At 53.1% G+C, this 19,919-nt stretch carries 18 protein-coding genes and 6 tRNA genes; 7 read left to right on the top strand and 17 right to left on the bottom strand.

Annotation, left to right across the window (positions count from 1 at the left end; genetic code table 11):
- Positions 1-93: 93 nt before the first annotated feature.
- The 5 genes from crr to cysZ form a co-directional block, all read right to left on the bottom strand.
- On the bottom strand, positions 94-597 hold the full coding sequence (crr, locus tag VIJ98_RS13990) for a PTS glucose transporter subunit IIA (RefSeq protein ID WP_008107804.1): 504 nt from the start codon (positions 595-597) through the stop codon (positions 94-96).
- Between the two features lie 41 nt (positions 598-638).
- A complete protein-coding gene (ptsI, locus tag VIJ98_RS13985) occupies positions 639-2,366 on the bottom strand; it encodes a phosphoenolpyruvate-protein phosphotransferase PtsI (protein WP_154155750.1) in 1,728 nt (575 codons plus the stop codon).
- 157 nt (positions 2,367-2,523) lie between these two features.
- Complete coding sequence (gene ptsH, locus VIJ98_RS13980; protein ID WP_008107792.1) at positions 2,524-2,781, bottom strand: phosphocarrier protein Hpr; 258 nt, start codon at positions 2,779-2,781, stop codon at positions 2,524-2,526.
- Positions 2,782-3,169: 388 nt separating this feature from the next.
- On the bottom strand, positions 3,170-4,141 hold the full coding sequence (cysK, locus tag VIJ98_RS13975) for a cysteine synthase A (RefSeq protein ID WP_008107790.1): 972 nt from the start codon (positions 4,139-4,141) through the stop codon (positions 3,170-3,172).
- 140 nt (positions 4,142-4,281) lie between these two features.
- Positions 4,282-5,040: a sulfate transporter CysZ gene (gene cysZ / locus VIJ98_RS13970; protein WP_323274525.1), complete on the bottom strand. Its 759-nt coding sequence runs from the start codon at positions 5,038-5,040 to the stop codon at positions 4,282-4,284.
- A 217-nt stretch (positions 5,041-5,257) separates the two neighbouring features.
- Here cysZ and zipA point away from each other — a divergent pair, with 217 nt between their 5' ends.
- From zipA to VIJ98_RS13955, 3 genes are all read left to right on the top strand, one after another.
- Positions 5,258-6,235 (top strand): cell division protein ZipA, encoded by a 978-nt coding sequence (gene zipA / locus VIJ98_RS13965; RefSeq protein WP_323274523.1) that lies wholly within the window; start codon positions 5,258-5,260, stop codon positions 6,233-6,235.
- Between the two features lie 68 nt (positions 6,236-6,303).
- Positions 6,304-8,322: an NAD-dependent DNA ligase LigA gene (gene ligA / locus VIJ98_RS13960; RefSeq protein ID WP_154155753.1), complete on the top strand. Its 2,019-nt coding sequence runs from the start codon at positions 6,304-6,306 to the stop codon at positions 8,320-8,322.
- Between the two features lies 1 nt (position 8,323).
- Complete coding sequence (locus VIJ98_RS13955; RefSeq protein WP_061717899.1) at positions 8,324-8,542, top strand: DUF3820 family protein; 219 nt, start codon at positions 8,324-8,326, stop codon at positions 8,540-8,542.
- A gap of 31 nt (positions 8,543-8,573) precedes the next feature.
- On the opposite strand, the gene VIJ98_RS13950 is transcribed toward VIJ98_RS13955, so the two are convergent.
- Positions 8,574-9,575, bottom strand: a complete 1,002-nt coding sequence (locus VIJ98_RS13950; RefSeq protein WP_008107781.1) for a bile acid:sodium symporter family protein — start codon at positions 9,573-9,575, stop codon at positions 8,574-8,576.
- A 102-nt stretch (positions 9,576-9,677) separates the two neighbouring features.
- On the opposite strand from VIJ98_RS13950, the gene VIJ98_RS13945 reads away from it, so the two are divergent.
- Positions 9,678-10,598: a LysR family transcriptional regulator gene (locus tag VIJ98_RS13945; RefSeq protein WP_008107779.1), complete on the top strand. Its 921-nt coding sequence runs from the start codon at positions 9,678-9,680 to the stop codon at positions 10,596-10,598.
- Here VIJ98_RS13945 and VIJ98_RS13940 read toward each other — a convergent pair.
- The 5 genes from VIJ98_RS13940 to VIJ98_RS13920 all read right to left on the bottom strand — a co-directional run bounded on the left by VIJ98_RS13940 (position 10,595) and on the right by VIJ98_RS13920 (position 11,482).
- Positions 10,595-10,924 (bottom strand): FlxA-like family protein, encoded by a 330-nt coding sequence (locus tag VIJ98_RS13940; protein ID WP_154155757.1) that lies wholly within the window; start codon positions 10,922-10,924, stop codon positions 10,595-10,597. The two genes, VIJ98_RS13945 and VIJ98_RS13940, sit on opposite strands and share 4 nt — an antisense overlap.
- Positions 10,925-11,085: 161 nt before the next feature.
- A tRNA-Lys gene (locus tag VIJ98_RS13935) sits at positions 11,086-11,161 on the bottom strand.
- Positions 11,162-11,165: 4 nt separating this feature from the next.
- Positions 11,166-11,241, bottom strand: a tRNA-Val gene (locus VIJ98_RS13930).
- A gap of 40 nt (positions 11,242-11,281) precedes the next feature.
- A tRNA-Val gene (locus VIJ98_RS13925) sits at positions 11,282-11,357 on the bottom strand.
- Between the two features lie 49 nt (positions 11,358-11,406).
- Positions 11,407-11,482: transfer RNA gene (locus VIJ98_RS13920), tRNA-Val, on the bottom strand.
- A gap of 273 nt (positions 11,483-11,755) precedes the next feature.
- Here VIJ98_RS13920 and gltX point away from each other — a divergent pair.
- Positions 11,756-13,177, top strand: a complete 1,422-nt coding sequence (gene gltX / locus VIJ98_RS13915; protein ID WP_008102132.1) for a glutamate--tRNA ligase — start codon at positions 11,756-11,758, stop codon at positions 13,175-13,177.
- A 35-nt stretch (positions 13,178-13,212) separates the two neighbouring features.
- Here gltX and VIJ98_RS13910 read toward each other — a convergent pair whose 3' ends face one another.
- Positions 13,213-13,566, bottom strand: coding sequence for a YfeC-like transcriptional regulator (locus VIJ98_RS13910; RefSeq protein ID WP_008102134.1), 354 nt, complete (start codon positions 13,564-13,566; stop codon positions 13,213-13,215).
- A gap of 111 nt (positions 13,567-13,677) precedes the next feature.
- Positions 13,678-14,466, bottom strand: a complete 789-nt coding sequence (locus tag VIJ98_RS13905; protein ID WP_008102137.1) for a formate/nitrite transporter family protein — start codon at positions 14,464-14,466, stop codon at positions 13,678-13,680.
- A 362-nt stretch (positions 14,467-14,828) separates the two neighbouring features.
- On the opposite strand from VIJ98_RS13905, the gene VIJ98_RS13900 reads away from it, so the two are divergent.
- Both VIJ98_RS13900 and VIJ98_RS13895 read left to right on the top strand, forming a co-directional pair.
- Positions 14,829-14,904: transfer RNA gene (locus VIJ98_RS13900), tRNA-Ala, on the top strand.
- Positions 14,905-14,946: 42 nt separating this feature from the next.
- Positions 14,947-15,022, top strand: a tRNA-Ala gene (locus VIJ98_RS13895).
- A gap of 127 nt (positions 15,023-15,149) precedes the next feature.
- Here VIJ98_RS13895 and VIJ98_RS13890 read toward each other — a convergent pair.
- The 4 genes from VIJ98_RS13890 to VIJ98_RS13875 all read right to left on the bottom strand — a co-directional run bounded on the left by VIJ98_RS13890 (position 15,150) and on the right by VIJ98_RS13875 (position 19,826).
- Positions 15,150-16,766 carry a rhodanese homology domain-containing protein gene (locus tag VIJ98_RS13890; protein WP_323274518.1) on the bottom strand — a complete coding sequence of 539 codons (1,617 nt, stop codon included), beginning with the start codon at positions 16,764-16,766 and terminating at the stop codon, positions 15,150-15,152.
- Positions 16,759-17,349, bottom strand: a complete 591-nt coding sequence (locus VIJ98_RS13885) for a cysteine dioxygenase (RefSeq protein ID WP_154155761.1) — start codon at positions 17,347-17,349, stop codon at positions 16,759-16,761. Before VIJ98_RS13885 ends, VIJ98_RS13890 begins: the two co-directional genes overlap by 8 nt.
- 5 nt (positions 17,350-17,354) lie before the next feature.
- The gene (locus tag VIJ98_RS13880) at positions 17,355-18,443 is read right to left on the bottom strand and encodes an LLM class flavin-dependent oxidoreductase (protein ID WP_323274516.1); all 1,089 of its coding nucleotides are present in this window, start codon (positions 18,441-18,443) and stop codon (positions 17,355-17,357) included.
- A gap of 192 nt (positions 18,444-18,635) precedes the next feature.
- Positions 18,636-19,826 (bottom strand): NupC/NupG family nucleoside CNT transporter, encoded by a 1,191-nt coding sequence (locus VIJ98_RS13875; RefSeq protein WP_008101354.1) that lies wholly within the window; start codon positions 19,824-19,826, stop codon positions 18,636-18,638.
- Positions 19,827-19,919 lie beyond the last annotated feature (93 nt).

The raw sequence follows: 19,919 nt of genomic DNA, 5'->3' as shown, positions 1-19,919 counted from the left end.
TCGTCCTGACCGCACCTCGCGCATTCAGAGCTAAGTAAACAAAAACGGCACCCATTGGGTGCCGTTTTACAATTCTCACGAATCAGCCGAAGCTTACTTCTTGATGCGGATAACCGGAGTCTCGCCCACAGTTACCTGACCGGAGAGTTTGATCAGGTCTTTAATCTCGTCCATGTTCGAGATTACAACCGGCGTCAGCGTGGATTTCGCTTTCTCTTCCAGCAGTGCCAGATCAAACTCGATCACCACGTCGCCTTTCTTAACCTTCTGGCCTTCTTCAGCGATGCGTTTGAAACCTTCACCTTTGAGCTCAACCGTGTCGATACCGAAGTGAACAAACAGTTCGATGCCGTTATCAGACTCGATTGAAAATGCGTGGTTAGTTTCGAAAATCTTGCCGATGGTACCATCAACCGGTGCAACCATTTTGTTGCCGGTTGGTTTGATTGCGATACCGTCACCAACGATTTTCTCAGCGAATACCACATCAGGTACGTCTTCGATATTTACGATTTCGCCTGACAGAGGCGCAACGATATCGATAGTGCCTGACGCGCTCTCTGATTTTTCGCCAAAAAGTTTAGAAAACAAACCCATGATCTTCTCCTAAGCAGTAATTTGAGGCTAGCGTCCGTGGATCAGCAGAGCGTTTTTTCTTTAATGAACTTGTTGACCAAATTCATCAAATCATCCGCTGTTGGTTGATCCAGAGCCTGCTCCGCCAATGCCTTCGCATCTTCGAAATTAGTATTACGAATGATTTTCTTGATGCTTGGGATTGAAATGGCGCTCATGCTGAATTCGTCCAGCCCCATTCCCAGTAACAGTAGTGTAGCACGTTCATCACCAGCCAGCTCACCACACATGCCGGTCCATTTCCCTTCGGCATGTGATGCGTCGATCACTTGCTTAATGAGGCCCAGAACAGATGGCGTCATTGGGTTATAGAGGTGTGAAATCAAATCATTACCACGATCGACCGCCAGAGTATACTGCGTCAGGTCATTTGTCCCAATACTAAAGAAGTCGACTTCTTTCGCCAGATGGCGAGCAATCACTGCGGATGCTGGCGTTTCAACCATGATGCCCACTTCAATGGACTCATCAAATGATTTGCCTTCTTCACGCAGTTGCGTTTTCAGTAGCTCCAGCTCGCCTTTCAGAATGCGAACTTCTTCTACTGAAATGATCATTGGGAACATGATGCGCAGTTTACCGAAAGAGGATGCACGCAGAATCGCGCGCAGCTGCGCATGCAGAATCTCTTTGCGGTCCATGGCGATACGAATCGCGCGCCAGCCGAGGAACGGGTTGTCTTCTTTTGGCAGGTTCATGTAAGGCAGATCTTTGTCGCCGCCGATGTCCATGGTACGCACGATAACCGCCTGCGAACCCACCGCTTCAGCAACCGCTTTGTAAGCCTGGAACTGCTCTTCTTCAGTTGGCAGTGAATCGCGGTCCATAAACAGGAACTCGGTACGATACAGGCCAACACCCTCTGCGCCGTTGCGCTCTGCACCAGCGACATCGCGCACGGTACCGATGTTAGCGCAGACTTCAACCTGATGGCCGTCCAGCGTAATGGCTGGCAGATCTTTCAGTTTCGCCAGTTCATGCTTCTCAGACAGATATTGCGTCTGGATCGCTTTCAGCTCTTCCAGCTCCTGCTCGGAAGGATTGACGTAAATCTTGTTGTTCACGCCATCAATAATCAGGAAATCACCGTTTTTCACGGTGGTGGTCACGTTACCGGTGCCGACAATGGCTGGCAGCTCGAGTGAACGCGCCATGATAGAGGTGTGAGAGGTACGTCCACCAATATCGGTGATAAAGCCCAGCACCTTTTTCAGGTTCAGCTGTGCGGTTTCTGACGGCGTTAAATCTTTCGCCACCAGAATAGATTCTTCAGCAATCGCGCTCAGATCAACAATGTGCAGACCGAGAATGTTCTGCAGCAAACGCTTACCGATATCACGTACGTCAGCCGCACGCTCTTTCAGGTATTCGTCATCCAGCTCTTCCAGGGCAACAGCCTGGCCTTCAATCACGGTGTGAGCGGCGGCGTCAGCGGTAGCGTGGTCTTTTTTGATGAGGTCGATGATTTCCTGCTCAAGCTCTTCGTCTTCGAGCAGCATGATGTGACCTTCAAAGATCGCAGCTTTCTCTTCACCGAAGGTTTCACCGGCTTTAATGCGAATGGCTTCGAGCTGTGAAGCAGCTTTGCTGCGTCCATCGAGGAAGCGCTGAACTTCCTGCTCAACCTGATCGTCAGTAATTTTTTTACGGCTAATGACGATCTCATCTTCCTTCAGCAAAAGTGCGTTGCCGAAAGCGATACCCGGTGATGCTAAAATGCCTGAAATCATAACCCTACCTTTTAATCACGATGGCTCATTGACCCGATGCGTCGCCACTGTCGCGGAGCAGTACTCTAAAGATGCAATAACGCGGACAGGTTGTCCGCGATCAAGATATTTGCACTCAATGGGGCAAAGGGGTCGGTTTAGTTGCGAACTGAGCCGGTTACTCCAGCTCAGCCATCAGCTTGACCAGGTGCTCAACCGCATTCTGCTCGTCTTCACCTTCGGCAGACAGCGTAACAACCGTACCTTGCGTCAGACCCAAAGTCTGCAGTTTGAACAGGCTTTTCGCGCTGGCAGATTTGCCATTGGAAGTCACAGTGATTTCTGACTGGAAAGCCTTTGCTTCTTTAACGAACTGGGCTGCAGGACGAGTATGAAGGCCGTTAGGTGCGGTAATGGTAACTTCTTGCTGGAACATTCTATTTCCCCAACTTTATCAGGTTTGGTGTTATGGATCTAAAGTCTAGCCTGGAGCCGTAACTTTAGCCTGTGTAGGTGCGCTGGTATGGCTTTAAGCTCACCACAAAATGCGCTCGAATGAGTACGTCATTAACAGTGACAGATCAAAAACTGCACGAATGCGTCACTCTTCTCATTATGCCGTGATTCGCCGTTTCGCCAAATCAGTAAATCGATTCAGCTTGATCCACTTCAAAGGCAGATTAATTTCAGGCACCGAAATAATTGGAAGCTTAAATACCAGAGCCGCATCACTGAAAGCAATCTGTCTGGTGATAAAAGTGAGATCTGCACCACAAAAAAGCACCCATTCGGGTGCTTTTTTCGTCAGTTTCAGACTTTGAGCATCACTGCTGCAGCTCTTTCTCAGTGAAGAGATCGGCAAACAGTGCGGTACTTAAATAGCGTTCGCCGGAGGAGGGTAGAATCACCACGATGTTCTTATTAGCGAAGGCTTCATCCTCTTGCAGCTTCAGCGCGGCAGCAACGGCAGCACCTGAAGAGATACCCGCCAGAATGCCTTCTTCTTCCATCAGCTGACGTGCGGTGCTAATAGCTTCTTCATTGGTAATGGCGATTACGCGGTCAATCAATTTCAGGTCAAGGTTGCCAGGAATGAAGCCGGCACCAATGCCCTGAATTTTATGTGGGCCCGGTTTGATCTCTTCGCCCGCCAGCGCCTGAGCTATAACCGGTGAATCGGTTGGCTCAACGGCAACGGTAATCAACTCTTTCTTGCCTTTGGTGTTCTTGATGTAGCGGCTCACGCCAGTCAGCGTGCCGCCGGTGCCCACGCCCGCGATGAACACGTCAACTTCTCCATCGGTATCTTCCCAGATTTCTGGGCCGGTGGTTTTTTCGTGGATTTCCGGGTTAGCGGGGTTGCTGAACTGCTGCAGCAGCACATATTTATCCGGATCGCTGGCGACTATCTCTTCTGCCTTCGCGATGGCACCTTTCATGCCTTTTGGACCTTCGGTCAGCACCAGGTTAGCACCCAACGCTTTCAGCAGCTTGCGGCGCTCAATTGACATGGTTTCAGGCATGGTCAGCGTCAGCTTGTAACCGCGCGCTGCAGCAACGTAAGCCAGCGCAATACCGGTGTTACCGCTGGTTGGCTCAACCAGCTCAACGCCCGGCTTCAAAATACCGCGTTTTTCCGCGTCCCAAATCATATTGGCACCGATACGGCATTTGATGCTGAAGCTCGGGTTGCGTGACTCGACCTTAGCCAGAATGCGGCCGTTACCGATGCGGTTCAGTCGAACCAGCGGCGTATGACCAATTGTCAGAGAGTTGTCTTCATAGATCTTACTCATAGCTCGTCCTTAACTGTATGAAATATTGGGAACCCTCAGAGCATACCTTTTCTAATGATGTGCGGAAGGAAAGAAATCGCATATCTATATAGCGCACAACCATAAGCCTTACGCAAAAATGCATAAGGCATTTTAAAGCTTTAGCGGCGCGCATGTTGTGCATGATAACGATCAACCCACATGGCCGTTGCACCGCATACCGCCACCGGCAGAATCGCCAGATTGATAATCGGGATCATGGTGAACAGGCTCACCAGCGCACCAAACTGCATATTGGCGCTTTTATGCTGGCGCAGCGCCTGACGCATCTGCTGAAAACTCACTTTGTGGTTATCAAAGGGGTAATCGCAATATTGCACGGACAACATCCACGCACTGAATAAAAACCATAGAACCGGCGCCACCGTTTGTCCAAATCCGGGGATGAAGTGCAGCAACAGCAAACCAAGCGCACGCGGCAAATAGTAGCCGAGCTTCTGTAACTCTCGTTTCATGATACGCGGTACATCTTTAACCATGGCCATCCAGCCACTATCTGGCAGTGGCGTTCCGGTCAATCGCCCTTCAAGCTGCTCGGCGAGCAAGCCACAGAAGGGCGCTGCAATCAGGTTCGCCAGCGTCGAAAAGAAGTAACTGAACACCAACACAATCGAAATCACCGATAGCGGCCACAGCAGATAACTCAGCCACTGCAACCAGTCGGGGATATGTGACATTAATGCTGGGATCCACTGCCCCAAACGCTGAAACAGCCAGATAAAAGCACCGCCAAGCAGCACGATGTTGATCAGTAGCGGCATGATGACATAGCGACGAATGCCGGGCAGGCGCACCAGTTTCCATCCTTCAGCGAAGTAGTGAACACCATTTAATGTTGAGACCGAATTTCCTGCGGGCATAGCGAGCCTTTCTCCTAAATATAGCGGCGCGACCATCATAACCTGGCTTTTTGTCGGCTTCAGGCCAGGTTTGCGCGAAAAAACAGCAAAAAAGCGTGGGGCAGCTATCTAATTTGTCAGAAAATACTGCACAGACTTGCACTTGTTTAGCTGGGCAAATACAGTTAGAGGATAAAGTTTGCCGTGGTGGCAAGGTATTGGAACAACAGAGAATACAATGATGCAGGATTTGCGTCTGATATTAATCGTTGTTGGCGCGATCGCCATAATAGCGCTGCTACTTCATGGACTGTGGACCAGCCGTAAAGAGCGCTCCTCCGTGTTTCGTGATCGCCCGCACAAACGTCTGAAACAGCGCGAAGAAGCCGATGAAGATCTGCTGAGCGAAGAAGATGATGGCGTCGGCGAAGTCCGTGTACGTCGTCATCGTGATGCGGATGAAGAACCCGAATTCACTGCACGCCCAGCGAGCGCGCCGCGTGCGCCTGAACCTGTGCGTCAACCGGCATCACGTCAGACTGACCCGTTATTGGGCGATCCGTTGCTGGATGACGAACCGGAAGTGCGTAAGCCGGTGGCGCCACAAGCGCCCGTTGCGAAGCCTATTCCAGCGCCTGCACCACAACCGATTCAGGCCGATCCGCTGCTGGATAACGAACCGCTTTCCGCAACGCAGCCTGCGCCAGAGTTCCAGGCGGCAGAAGAGCCAGAGTTCGAACCTGAAGCGCCAGCCGCACATCAACCGGAAGCGCCACAGTCAGCGGCGGCTGCGCCGGGCAGTAAAAAAGAAGCCGTGTTAGTGCTGCATGTTGCTGCACATGCGGGCGGCGAACTGAACGGTGAAGCGCTGTTGCAGGGTATTCTGCAGGCCGGATTCCAGTTTGGTGAGATGAACATTTTCCATCGCCATCTTAGTCCAGCAGGCAGCGGTCCGGTGCTGTTTAGTCTGGCGAACATGGTGAAACCGGGTTCATTCGATCCGGATCAAATGGGGAATTTTTCCACACCAGGCATCTCCATCTTTATGATGGTGCCGTCGTACGGCGATGCGAATCAGAACTTCAAACTGATGCTGCAATCCGCGCAGCGTATTGCCGATGATGTGGGCGGCGTGGTGCTGGATGATGAGCGTCGCATGATGACGCCGCAGAAGCTGGAAACCTACAAAACGCGTATTCGCGAAGTTATCGGTTAATCGCCGCTAACTGAGTCAAAACAAATATAACCCCCGCATGTCGGGGGTTTTTTATCGGATAAGAGACTATGAAATCGGTTCAGGAGCAGATCACCGCGCTGCGCACCACGTTACGTCACCACGAATATCTCTACCACGTGATGGATACGCCGGAGATTCCGGATGCAGAGTATGACCGATTGATGGTTCAGCTGCGCGAGCTGGAAAGTGCTCATCCTGATTTGATTACACCTGATTCTCCGACACAACGCGTGGGCGCGGCACCGCTGGCAGCTTTTGAGCAAGTGCGGCATGAAGTGCCGATGTTGTCGCTGGATAACACCTTTGATGAAGCGGGCTTCCTTGCCTTCAACAAACGCGTGCAGGATCGCCTTAAAAGCACTGACGAATTGACTTATTGCTGCGAGCTCAAGCTGGATGGCTTAGCGGTGAGTTTGCTGTATGAAGATGGCCTGCTGGTGCGCGCGGCGACGCGTGGAGATGGCACCACCGGCGAGAACATCACGGCGAACGTGCGCACTATTCATGCCATTCCGCTGCGTCTGCATGGCGATAACATTCCCGCTCGCGTTGAAGTGCGTGGCGAAGTGTTTATCACCGAAAGCGGCTTTGAAAAGCTGAATGAAGAAGCGCGTCGCACCGGCGCGAAAGTCTTTGCAAACCCACGTAACGCAGCTGCCGGTTCGCTGCGCCAGCTCGATCCGCGCATTACCGCCAAACGTCCGCTGACCTTCTTCTGCTACGGTTTTGGTCTGCTGGAAGGCGGTGAAATGCCCGCCAGCCATTGGCAACGTCTGCAACAGTTTAAGGCGTGGGGATTGCCGGTCACCGATCGTATTCGTCTGGCTCACAGCGCCGATGAAGTGCTGGCGTTTTATCGTCAGGTTGAGCAGGAGCGCCCGTCGCTCGGCTTCGACATTGATGGCGTGGTTATCAAAGTTGATTCACAGGCGCTGCAGGAGCAACTCGGCTTTGTGGCGCGTGCGCCGCGCTGGGCTGTGGCATTTAAATTCCCGGCGCAGGAACAGATGACGTTCGTGCGCGATGTCGAATTCCAGGTAGGCCGCACCGGCGCGATTACGCCAGTCGCGCGTCTGGAGCCGGTTCAGGTTGCGGGCGTGGTGGTGAGCAACGCTACCTTACATAACGCTGATGAAATCGCCCGATTGGGTTTGCGCATCGGCGACAAAGTGGTGATTCGCCGCGCCGGTGATGTGATCCCGCAAGTGGTCAATGTGGTGGAATCGGAGCGCCCGCAAGAGACGCGTGAAATCGTCTTCCCGAGTCATTGCCCGGTGTGCGGTTCAGACGTTGAGCGCGTGGAAGGTGAAGTGGTAACGCGCTGCACCGGCGGCCTGATTTGTGGCGCGCAGCGCAAAGAAGCGCTCAAACATTTCGTTTCGCGTCGTGCGATGGATGTAGATGGCATGGGCGACAAAATCATCGATCAGCTGGTAGAAAAAGAGTACGTCTTAACGCCAGCCGATCTGTTCCGTCTTACGGCCGGCAAGCTGACCGGCCTTGATCGCATGGGGCCGAAATCGGCGCAGAACGTGGTTGATGCGCTGGAAAAGGCCAAATCCACCACGCTGGCACGTTTCCTTTATGCGCTGGGTATTCGTGAAGTCGGCGAAGCCACCGCTGCTAATCTTGCCAATCACTTTGGCGAGCTGGAAAAGGTGATGAACGCCGATCTCGATGCCCTAATTGAAGTGCAGGATGTCGGCAAAGTAGTGGCGACGCATGTGCGTAATTTTATGGATGAAGAGAGCAACCGCGCCGTTATTCGCGATCTTACCGAAGAGATTGGCGTGCATTGGCCGCAGGTTGAAGTGGTGAATGTCGAAGAGATTGATAGTCCGTTTGCCGGTAAAACCGTGGTGCTGACTGGTTCCTTGTCGCAGATGAATCGTGATGATGCCAAAGAGCGTTTAGTGGCGCTGGGCGCTAAAGTGAGCGGCAGCGTGTCGAAGAAAACCGATTTGCTGATTGCGGGCGAAGCGGCCGGTTCCAAGCTGGCGAAAGCGCAGGAACTCGGCATTCCGGTGATCGACGAAGCGGAAATGATTCGCCTGCTCGGAGCCTAACGTGGATAAACAGCAGCTAGTTGAAATCGCCAATACCGTGATGCCGTTCGGCAAGTACAAGGGCAGAGTGCTGATTGATGTGCCGGAGGAGTATTTGCTGTGGTTCGCCCGCAAAGATGAATTTCCGGCCGGTAAGTTAGGTGAATTGATGCAGCTGACGCTGACGATTAAGATCGAAGGTCTGGAAGGGTTAATCAAACCGCTCAAACGCAATGAATAAACAAACGGCCCGCATTTGCGGGCCGTTTTACTTAGGACTTCTGCGCTTCTACTTGCTGCTGCGCCAGCCGTTTTTCATTCCCGGCTTTGTAGCGCTGGGCAATGAAAGAGCACACCATTAACTGTACCTGATGGAAGATCATCAGCGGCAATACGATAATACCCACAGATGCGGCCGGGAATAGGATGTTGGCCATCGGCACACCGTTCGCCAGACTCTTTTTCGAGCCGCAGAACAGCACAGTGATTTCATCGGCACGGCTAAAGCCAAACAGGCGTGATGCTCCGAGATTAATCGCCAGCGCAACAAACAGAATGAGCAGGCTGCCTGCCAGAATCCATAACAGCGTATCCAAACCGACGCGGTGCCAAATACCATTCACAACCGCTTCACTGAAGGCTGAGTAAACCACCAGCAGAATGGATGTCTGGTCAGTTTTACCAATCAGGCTGCGATTTTTTTCCACCCAACCGCCGATCCAGCGGCGTGAAAGATGACCAATTACAAACGGTACCAGTAATTGCAGCATGATTTTGCCAATCTGCTCCAGCCCATTACCCGGCATTTCGCTGTGTACATTCATTACCAGATTCACCAGCAGCGGCGAGATAAATACGCCGAGCAGGCTGGATGCCGAAGCTGCACATACCGCTGCGGCAACATTCCCGCCCGCCATCGAGGTAAAGGCGATGGCTGACTGCACGGTAGCAGGCAGAATGCAGAGATAGATAAAGCCGGTATAAATCTCCGGACCGACATTCACCGGATGCCACCACACCAGCAGCAATCCTAAAATTGGGAATACTACAAAGGTGCTGCACATAATCCACAAGTGCAAGCGCCAGTGGCTGCTTCCGGCGATGATCTTCTCGCGCGACAGTTTGGCGCCATGCATAAAGAACAGCAGGGCGATGGCGGCGGTGGTCAAATATTCAAAGATGTCGACAAAGACGCCTTTGGCAGGAATAAAGCTGGCCAGCAGTACGGTGATGATGAGTTTAATCATCATCGGATCGAGGCGTAAAAATCCCATTGTTAAAATCCGGTTAAATTTAAAAAATTGATGCTGCTGATTGTGCGCCCGCTGGGTTTAGAAATAAAATTGATTTATTGCATTAATCTATGAGTGATATCGATGAATTACACCTTACGCCAGTTGCGAACCTTTGTGGCGGTGGCGCATCACGGCAGCTTTAGTTTGGCCGGACAAGCGATTGGTTTGAGTCAGTCTGCGGTTAGCCACAGCATTAAAGAGCTGGAAGCGGAAATGGGCGTACGCTTACTGGATCGCACCACGCGAGAAGTGATGCTGACCGAAGCGGGGCAGCAGCTGGCCACGCGGCTTAATCGTCTGTTGGAAGATCTCAACACCACCGTGTTGGATGTGCGCAGCTATGGCGAACAGCGCAGCGGCACGGTGCGTGTTGCCGCCAGTCAAACGCCTTCTGCCCACCTGATGCCGCAGTGTCTGGCCAGCAGCCAGCAGCGCTATCCCGATATCCGCGTCATCCTGCATGACCGCGTGCAGCAATGGGTGCTGCAAAGCGTACGCAATGCGGAGGTTGATTTTGGTATTGTGATTGGACCGCTCAACGACACCGATTTCGATAGCGAAGAGATTCTACAGGAACCTTTTCTACTGCTGTGTCATGAAGATGACGAGCTGGCGCAAATTGCACAGGCGCAGTGGTCGATGCTGGCCGGACGCAATATGGTATTGCAGGATTATGCTTCTGGCAGTCGCGTGTTAGTCGATGCCGCGCTGCAACAGCTGGCGTTAAATGTGAATGTGGTGCAGGAAATCGGCCATCCCGCCACGCTTTATCCGATGGTGGAAGCGGGGATTGGCATTAGTATTTTGCCTGCACTGGCCTTGCCGTTGCCGTCAGGACGCAAACTCACGGTGCGACGTCTCTATCCGGAAATTAATCGCAGCCTGATGCTGATAAAGCGCAAAAACCGCTCGCTGACACCCGCCGCAGAAGCAATCTGGCAGGAAGTGCGTCAGCAGGCGGCCCTGCTGACGCAACAACGCATGCTGAAGCCGGCGTTTTAAACGTACACGTTGATCTGATTGGTATCCGTCGGACGGTTAATTCCATCGGCTTTGTTCGCCGCAGGTTGCTGAGCTTCCTGTTTCTGTTGCGCTTTCTCGGCTTGCTGCTGCTCAATCTGCGCGATTTGCGCTTCAATCATTTGAATCTGTGATTGCAGCATCTGCTCCTGTTCCGATTTTTGTTCATCGGTGAGCGTATCGTCGCTGGAAAGATCTTTCAGCTGCTTGGTGATGGATTGAATCTGTTTGTTGAGGCTGGCGATTTCTGAGGTCGATCCGCCGCCGCTACTTGCGGTGCTGACACTACTAACGCTGGATATAGACATGGTTTTCTCCTTGCAATAGACCATTATCGTTATCGGTCAGAGCAGCGGGAGGCTTGAGGGCAGGGAGTGTTAAGCTTGCGAAAAGGTTTTGTTGGGATTTGGCGAGCGTGAGGCAAGTTCTACGCATAGCAAAAAGGCGCCTTTAGGGCGCCTTTCTACATTGGTGGGTCGTGCAGGATTCGAACCTGCGACCAATTGATTAAAAGTCAACTGCTCTACCAACTGAGCTAACGACCCGAAGTGGTGGGTGATGACGGGCTCGAACCGCCGACCCCCTCCTTGTAAGGGAGATGCTCTACCAACTGAGCTAATCACCCACTTCGTACTGCTTAACAAGAGCGTCATCTGACTAAGATATGGTGGGTGATGACGGGCTCGAACCGCCGACCCCCTCCTTGTAAGGGAGATGCTCTACCAACTGAGCTAATCACCCATATCTTATCTCTTGTTCACTGCGGGCCACCTTCAAACCTTCTAAAGAGTGGTGGGTGATGACGGGCTCGAACCGCCGACCCCCTCCTTGTAAGGGAGATGCTCTACCAACTGAGCTAATCACCCCCGCTGTGTGGAGTCGCATTATAGGGATCCTTCAAAGTGAGTCAACGGTTTTTAAAACTTAAATGTGCGTTCGCTTTAAAAATAATCATCGTGGGGCGCTTTTCGCCAATGTGCTGGTTTTATTAGCAGAAAAGCGCACAGCAAACCCGGATGCCACCGCGACAATCATTGAGGAATCAGCCTCACCTGCTAGAATGTGCGCACTGTTTTTTCGCGTTAACCCGTTTTTTTGTCATCCAGACAATAAAACCTGCGCATTTAAGGCAATGCTGAATGAAAATCAAAACTCGCTTCGCACCCAGCCCAACCGGCTATCTGCACGTAGGCGGTGCTCGTACTGCTCTTTACTCCTGGCTTTATGCTCGCCATAACAAGGGCGAATTTGTTCTGCGTATCGAAGATACCGATCTGGAGCGTTCCACACCGGAAGCCATTGAAGCCATCATGGATGGTATGAACTGGCTGAGCCTTAACTGGGATGAAGGTCCGTATTATCAGACCAAGCGTTTTGATCGCTACAACGCGGTGATCGACGACATGCTGGAAGCGGGCACGGCCTATAAATGCTACTGCAGTAAAGAACGTCTTGATGCGCTGCGTGAAGAGCAGATGGAAAAGGGCGAAAAGCCGCGTTATGACGGCCGCTGCCGCGACAGCCATGAACATCACGCTGCTGATGAGCCGTGCGTGGTGCGCTTCCGCAACCCGCAGGATGGTTCTGTCATCTTTGACGATCAGATTCGTGGCCCGATTGAATTCAGCAACCAGGAACTGGATGACCTGATCATTCGTCGTACCGATGGTTCGCCAACCTACAACTTCTGTGTAGTGGTGGATGACTGGGATATGGGCATTACTCACGTGATTCGTGGTGAAGACCATATCAACAACACGCCACGCCAGATCAACATCCTGAAAGCGATCGGTGCAGAAGTGCCAACCTACGCGCACGTCTCGATGATCCTTGGCGATGACAGTAAGAAGCTGTCTAAGCGTCATGGCGCGGTCGGCGTGATGCAATATCGCGATGATGGATATCTGCCGGAAGCGCTGCTCAACTATCTGGTGCGTCTCGGCTGGTCACATGGCGATCAGGAGATTTTCAGCGTGCCGGAAATGGCAGAGCTGTTCACTCTGGATGCGGTGAGCAAATCAGCCAGTGCTTTCAACACTGAAAAACTGCAGTGGCTGAACCATCACTACATTAATACGCTGCCGCCGGAATACGTTGCTACGCAGCTACAATGGCACATTGAGCAGCAAAAGATAGATACCCGCACTGGTCCGGAACTGGCTAAGCTGGTTACCTTGCTGGGCGAGCGTTGCAAAACTCTGGTAGAGATCGCGGCATCTTGCCGTTACTTCTATGAAGAGTTTGAAGCCTTTGATGCTGACGCAGCGAAGAAGCATCTGCGTCCGGTCGCGCGTCAGCCGCTGGAAGTGGTGCGTGACAAACTGGCCGCCATCAGCGACAGCAACTGGAACGCTGAGAATGTGCATCATGCAATTCAGTCTGCGGCAGATGAGCTGGAGCTGGGCATGGGCAAAGTGGGTATGCCACTGCGTGTGGCGGTGACCGGTTCTGGCCAGTCACCGGCGCTGGATGTGACGGTAGAAGCGATTGGTCGCAGCCGCAGCGTTGCGCGTATTGAGAAAGCGCTGGGCTTCATCGCTGAGCGTGAAGCCAACGCATAATATGAAAAAGCCGGAAGCATCTGCTTCCGGCTTATTTATTCTTCCTGAATCCCCAGACGCTCCAGTACGCCTCGAATTCCCTCCCGCAATAACAACGCCGCAAATTGCTCTTGCTCCGCTGCTGTCATTTGCTGGACAGAATTTATTAATAACGCAGGTAACGTATTTTGTTGTGCACCGTAATTAGCCGCCGGTTCGTTCGCGTGGCGGGTGGACTGAACAAAGCTCTTTACACGCTCATCAATATGGATCAATCGCGCTTTACCGCCCTGAACACCGGGCTTTGGCGTAGTTGTCCAGTTTTCACGTTTAATCCATTTATTCACCGTTTGCCGACTGTAGCCCGTTTCCAGCGCGAGCTCCTCGGGGGTAAGCCATTCCTTTTTCACGATGCAATCCCTGTTAAATACATTAGCTCTACATATTACAACAAAACGTAACGGGGAAAAGTAACCTGGGCAGAAAATGCCTTCTGCTCTCCAACAAAAGGCAAAATTCGGTTATTGCGCTTCGCTCACTGCGGGTTGTTCAGGACGGAAAGCGATGAAATAGGTGAGGCCAACAAAAATTGCACCGCCCACGCCGTTACCAAGGAACACCGCAATTACGTTTGGCGCAAACTCCGCCCAGCTCATCTGGCCGGCAAAAATCGCTGCCGGAACAATAAACATGTTAGCGACAACGTGCTGGAAGCCAATCGCCACGAACGCCATCACCGGGAACCACATACCGAAGATTTTACCCACCACATCTTTACTGGCGAAGGCGAGCCACACCGCCAGACACACCAGCCAGTTGCAGCCTACGCCGGAAATAAAGGCGTGCAGGAAATCGGCATTCACTTTAGCGTGCGCAATCGCCACGGTTTTCTTCAGGTAATCGCCCTCTGTCATGCCCAGCATATGACCAAAAAACCATGCTACTGCAACGCTGCCAATAAAATTGGCGACGGTAACCCAAAACCAGTTACGCAGTACGCTGAAGCCACTGATGCGACGCGCGAACCAGGCGATTGGCATCGTCATCATATTGCCGGTCAGCAGCTCACCGCCCGCCAGCACCGTCATGATCAAACCAACCGGGAACACCGCAGCGCCGAGCAGCACGCCGAATGAGCCCCATTCAGCAGGCAGTTGGTTAATCACATGCAGATCGAGCAGGAAGCCTGTGGCGATAAACGCACCGGCCATGAAGCCAAGAATTAACAAGGTGGAGATAGGAAGGCGGCTTTTAGCCACGCCAGCTTGAATCGCCAGTTGAGCGATCTCTTTAGGTGTATGCAGCGACATAATTCACTTTTCTTATATGGATTAATGGGGACGTTGCTGGCCGGTCATTGAGAGAACACCCTGGCAGGATGACCGGTTAATTAGCGCGCTAAGTTTTACACGCACTTTTAACGAAAACAAGACTGCTCCTAACATCTTTAACCTTAAATTAACGCTGGGTTGAGGTTGGGTTTGGTGAGCATTGTTGGATAGCGCAAATAAATAGAGGCGATTTGGGATGAAGTGTAGAAAAAAAAGCCATGCTGACGCGGGGTTGACGCCTTTTTCAGCGATCAAACACAGAACGAGAATTTGACGTTGACACTCAAGAGGCGGTTTCATATTATCCAGTCCGTCGAGTTTACTCGGCAGTTTTTCGGTTCGGGGGTATAGCTCAGCTGGGAGAGCGCTTGCATGGCATGCAAGAGGTCAGCGGTTCGATCCCGCTTATCTCCACCAAACCGCTCCCAACGGTTTGACCGAAAAATGATTTCCAGATGTGGGGGTATAGCTCAGCTGGGAGAGCGCTTGCATGGCATGCAAGAGGTCAGCGGTTCGATCCCGCTTATCTCCACCAAATCTCTGTTCGTTCTGAACACATTCAAAAAAATCACCTTCTAAACGCAACGCAATAAATTGCGGTTTTGTCGTTTGTAGGGTCGCCATTTATGGCGACCACATTACTGCATAACGCGGAATTTTTGTCAGGCCGTAACAGCTTGCGACTGCAATTGCAGCACACGGAAACCGTGCGTGCCATCGCGATCCAACTGCGCCACCAAACCGTATTCCCAGTCCAGATAAGCCTGCATCACGCCCGCTTCAATATCGGTGCCTTCATACGGGCGACGATAGCGATCGATGGCCGGTGACAGCAGTTGCTGCTCTCCTTGCTCCGTTGGCAAACCCGCGCCGCGCCAGGCAGCGTTACCGCCTTCCAGCACAAACACCGGTTTACCGGTCAGCTCATCCACCTGTTCCACCGCATAGCCCGCCAGCAGGCTGCTGCCACAGGTTAATACATAGCGACGTGCCTCCGGCAACAACGCTTTGCCTTGCTGTTGCAGAGTAGAGCGCAGCAACCAGGCCGCGCCCGGAATATGGCTGTTGAGATGGTTTGCGCGCGTGGTGAAATCCAGTACCTGCGTTTGCCCTTCCTGCAACCATTCCGCTAACTGCTGCGGTGAGATGAATTCGGGTTGAGCAACGGGCGGCACCTGCGCTTTCCAGTTACCGCTTTCACTGAAATCACTGGCCTGCAGCTCCTCCAGCACCGAAACCTGCCAGCCAAGCTGCGCCAGCCAGGATGCGGTCATATTGGCGCGCACGCCGTCATCATCAATCAGCACGATGCGCGCACCGCGTACGCTGGCGTAATGATCGGTCTCCTGTACCAGTTGACCTCCCGGTACGTGGCGGCTGCCAGGCAGATGCCCGGCGGCGTACTCGTCGGCATCACGCACATCAAACAGATAAGTGGTGCGCGTCTCTTGCTGCCAACGCTTCAGCGTGGCAAGCGGGATACGTTCTACACCGGCGCGATCTGCGATGCTGCGCGCATTGTTCGCCGCCTGACGCTGAGCGGTTTCGCTGCTCTCGCCGTAGCGGCGCGACTGGCCTTTATCCAGCGCATGTCCGGCCAGCGTCCAGCCGATGGTGCCATTGCGTAGTGCAAACACCGGATTGCGAATTCCGGCATTCACCAGCGATTGCGTACCGATGATGCTGCGTGTGCGACCGGCGCAGTTGACAATCACCGTGGTCTCCGGCGATGGCGCGATATCACGCACGCGCAGCACCAGCTCACCGCCTGGCACGCTGGTGGCACCCGGAATACTCATGGTCTGATATTCATCGAAACGGCGCGCATCCAGCACCACCACGTTAGCATCGCTGTTAATCAGCTGATGCACTTCGTCCGCTGACAACGAAGGGGTGTGATTGTGATGCTCAACCAGCTCGCCAAACGCTTTGCTGGGTGAATTCACGTCGATAAACAGTTCGCCGCCCGCCGCTTGCCAGCCGGCCAAATCATCCGCCAGCAGCGCAACATTGCTGTAACCCAGTGCGGCAATGCGCTCGGCAGCGGTTTGCGCCAGGCCTTCGCCGCCGTCATACAGCGTGATGGTGGTGGTGCGCTGCGGAATGCGGTCCAGTAGCTCAAGCTCCAGCTTTGACAGCGGAATATTCACCGCAAACAGCGGATGCGCGGTGGCAAACAGCGCTTCATCGCGCACATCGACAATCGCCACTTCCTGCTGCTGACGCAGCGCATCAATAAGTTCCGCCGCCTGGCGTAAAGGGAAAACCGGTTTAGTCATGTGAAAGGTCCCAAATGTTCGGTAAGTAGCGGTTGCTGTAACCGGAGATAAACGTTTTTTCGCTGCCGTCTTCGCGGTAGACCGCGCGTCTGACCGCGCCAATGTTGGCACCATAAACGTGAATGCTGATGGAGACGCGATCGTCATAGGCGTTGCTGACGCGATGAATATCGCCGACCGTTGGCGATACCGCTTCAACGCTGCCTGGATCGAGTCGAACGGGCGCGCCTTCCGACTGTAATCCGTTCGGCCCCGGCTGCCAGGATTGTGAAATTTCCGCGCCGCGCAGCATGCCGATCAATCCCCATACGCGATGGTCGTGAATTGGCGTTTGCTGGCCCGGCCCCCAAACGAAACTCACCACCGAGAAGCGCTGCTGCGCATCGGCATACAACAAATATTGTTGATAGTGTTCGGGATGAGGTTGGCTAAAGGCGTCGTCCAGCCAGTCGTCGTGGCGAATCAATTCGCCAAGCCACTCGCTGCCACGCTGTAACACCGTGGCTTCCTCGGGCTTTGTATCCAGCAAATTAGCCAGATTTGCGACGAAATCGCGCAGGCGCTGGTGCTGATAATGGCTCATCAGATTCAGGCGCTCCTTTTATCTGCGGCGGAGAGCGCATCGACTTTCTCGCGCGTCAGCGGAATCAGTTCACGGCCATATTCCACCGCATCGTTAAGCGGGTCGAAGCCGCGAATCAGCACGCTATGGATGCCAAGGCGATAATATTCCAGCAGCGCATCGGAGACTTGTTCCGGCGTTCCCACCAGCGCGGTGGAGTTGTAGCCGCCCTGAACCAGTTTTGCGACGCCGGTCCACAGCACTTTATCCAGACGATCGCCTTCATTGGCGGCGGCGAGTAAACGCTGTGCGCCAACGCTCTGCGGTTTCGCCTTGCCAAAGGCAAAGCCAGTTTCGTTGAGCTGTTTCTCTGCCGTGGCGCGGATGTGTTCCGCGCGTTCCCAGGCTTCTTTTTCAGTTTTGCCAAGAATCGGTCGGAACGAGATGTTGAAGTTGATTTCGCGCCCCTGTCTGGCAGCAGCAGCGCGCACGTTGCGTACCGTCTCCTCCGCACCTTTCAGCGGTTCGCCCCACAGCGCAAACACATCGGCATGCCGTGCTGCGACATCAATCGCTTCCTGCGACGATCCGCCAAAATAGATTGGCAGTTTTTTCTGCAACGGTTTGATGGCCGAAAACGCCTGCTCGACCTGATAAAATTGACCTTGATGATCGTACGGCTGAACGGATTCGAGGCTCTGCTTCAGCACCGTAAGAAACTCATCGCTGCGAGCATAGCGCTCGGCTTTGTTGAGGAAGTCACCGTCGCGGCGCTGCTCGGCATCGCTGCCGCCGCTGATAATGTGTACCGCTAAACGGCCGTCGGTTAAGTGATCAAGCGAAGCCAGTTTGCGCGCCGCCAGGGTTGGCGACACAAAGCCGGGGCGATGCGCCAGCAAAAATTTCAGCGTTGAGGTGTGCGCCGCCGCGTGCGCGGTCACCAGAAAGCCATCCGGCTGATCCGACCAATAGCCCACCAGAATGCGATCAAAACCAGCGTCTTCATGCGCACGCGCAAAACGTGCAATGTACTCTTTATCGAACAGCGGGCCGCTAGCCGGGATAATCTCGGAGGCGAGGCGGTGGCCAATCATGCCAAGGAATTGAATGCTCATGCGGTTCTCCTGAAGTGACGTCATGGAGAAAAACTACGGGCGCAGGCGGTGTGAACGGAAATTCAATATTGTGCAAAGGTTTTGCGTTTCATGGTGAAGCGGGTGATGGCGGGGGAAACGCCGGGGCGAGGCGGGATAGAACCGATTGAAATAAATAAGAAGAGAAGGGCGAGCCGCAGCTCGCCCCTTTGATCAGAAGGCCAACACTAGGCCAGCGATAGCGGCTGAAAGCACGCTCACCAGCGTTGAACCGTACAGCAGTTTCAGGCCGAAGCGTGAAACCACGTTACCTTGCTCTTCGTGCAGACCTTTAATCGCGCCCGCCACAATCCCGATAGAGGAGAAGTTAGCAAAGGAGACGAGGAACACCGAGAGAATGCCTTCCGAGTGTGGCGACAGCTGACCGGCGATTTTCTGCAGATCCATCATCGCCACGAACTCGTTGGAAACCAGTTTGGTTGCCATGATGCTGCCCACTTGCAGCGCTTCGTGTGAAGGAACGCCCATCACCCACGCAAATGGATAGAACACATAACCCAGCACGCCCTGGAAGCTGATGCCGAAAATCAGATCGAACAGCGCGTTCAGACCGGTAATTAAGGCGATAAAACCAATCAGCATCGCAGCGACAATCATTGCCACTTTAAAACCGGCGAGGATGTATTCGCCCAGCATTTCAAAGAAGCTCTGGCCTTTGTGCAGGTCCTGCAATTGCAGATCTTCTTCGCTATCAACGCGGTACGGGTTAATCAGCGACAGCACGATAAAGGTGCTGAACATGTTCAGTACCAGCGCGGCCACCACATATTTTGGCTGCAGCATGGTCATGTAGGCGCCGACAATCGACATGGAAACCGTCGACATGGCGGTCGCAGCCATGGTGTACATGCGGCGTTGTGACATTTTGCCGAGGATATCTTTATAGGCGATAAAGTTTTCTGACTGTCCCAAAATCAGAGAGCTTACGGCGTTGAAAGATTCCAGTTTTCCCATACCGTTTACTTTTGACAGTACGGTACCAATACCGCGAATCACCCAAGGTAAGATGCGGAAGTGCTGCAAAATACCAATCAACGCAGAGATGAAGATGATTGGGCAAAGCACGTTGAGGAAGAAGAAGGCGAGACCTTTTTCACTCATATTGCCAAACACGAAGTTGGTCCCTTCGGCGGCATATTTGAGCAGATGATCAAAGAAGCCAGCGAAGCCCTGCACGAAGCCGAGACCGATGGAGGAGTTCAGGAAGAACCACGCCAACAACAATTCGATGACCAGAAGCTGTACGATAAAACGAAGACGGATGCTTTTACGATCGTTGCTGACCAGCAAGGCCAGCACCGCTACCACCACTAGTGCTAAAATAAAATGCAAAACATGGGACATGTCGGCTCCAAATTTGAGGAGGGTTGTATTTTGTTGCGTATTCTATGTAACGCGTTACTTAAAAACGAGATCAAAACCACATTATAAGTATTC

Origin of the sequence: Pantoea sp. S18 (assembly GCF_045689705.1) — a bacterium.
In the GTDB taxonomy this organism is placed as follows: Bacteria; Pseudomonadota; Gammaproteobacteria; order Enterobacterales; family Enterobacteriaceae; genus Pantoea; species Pantoea symbiotica.
The sequence above is the reverse complement of the archived record's forward strand: the minus strand, read 5'-3'. Positions and strand labels throughout refer to the sequence as shown.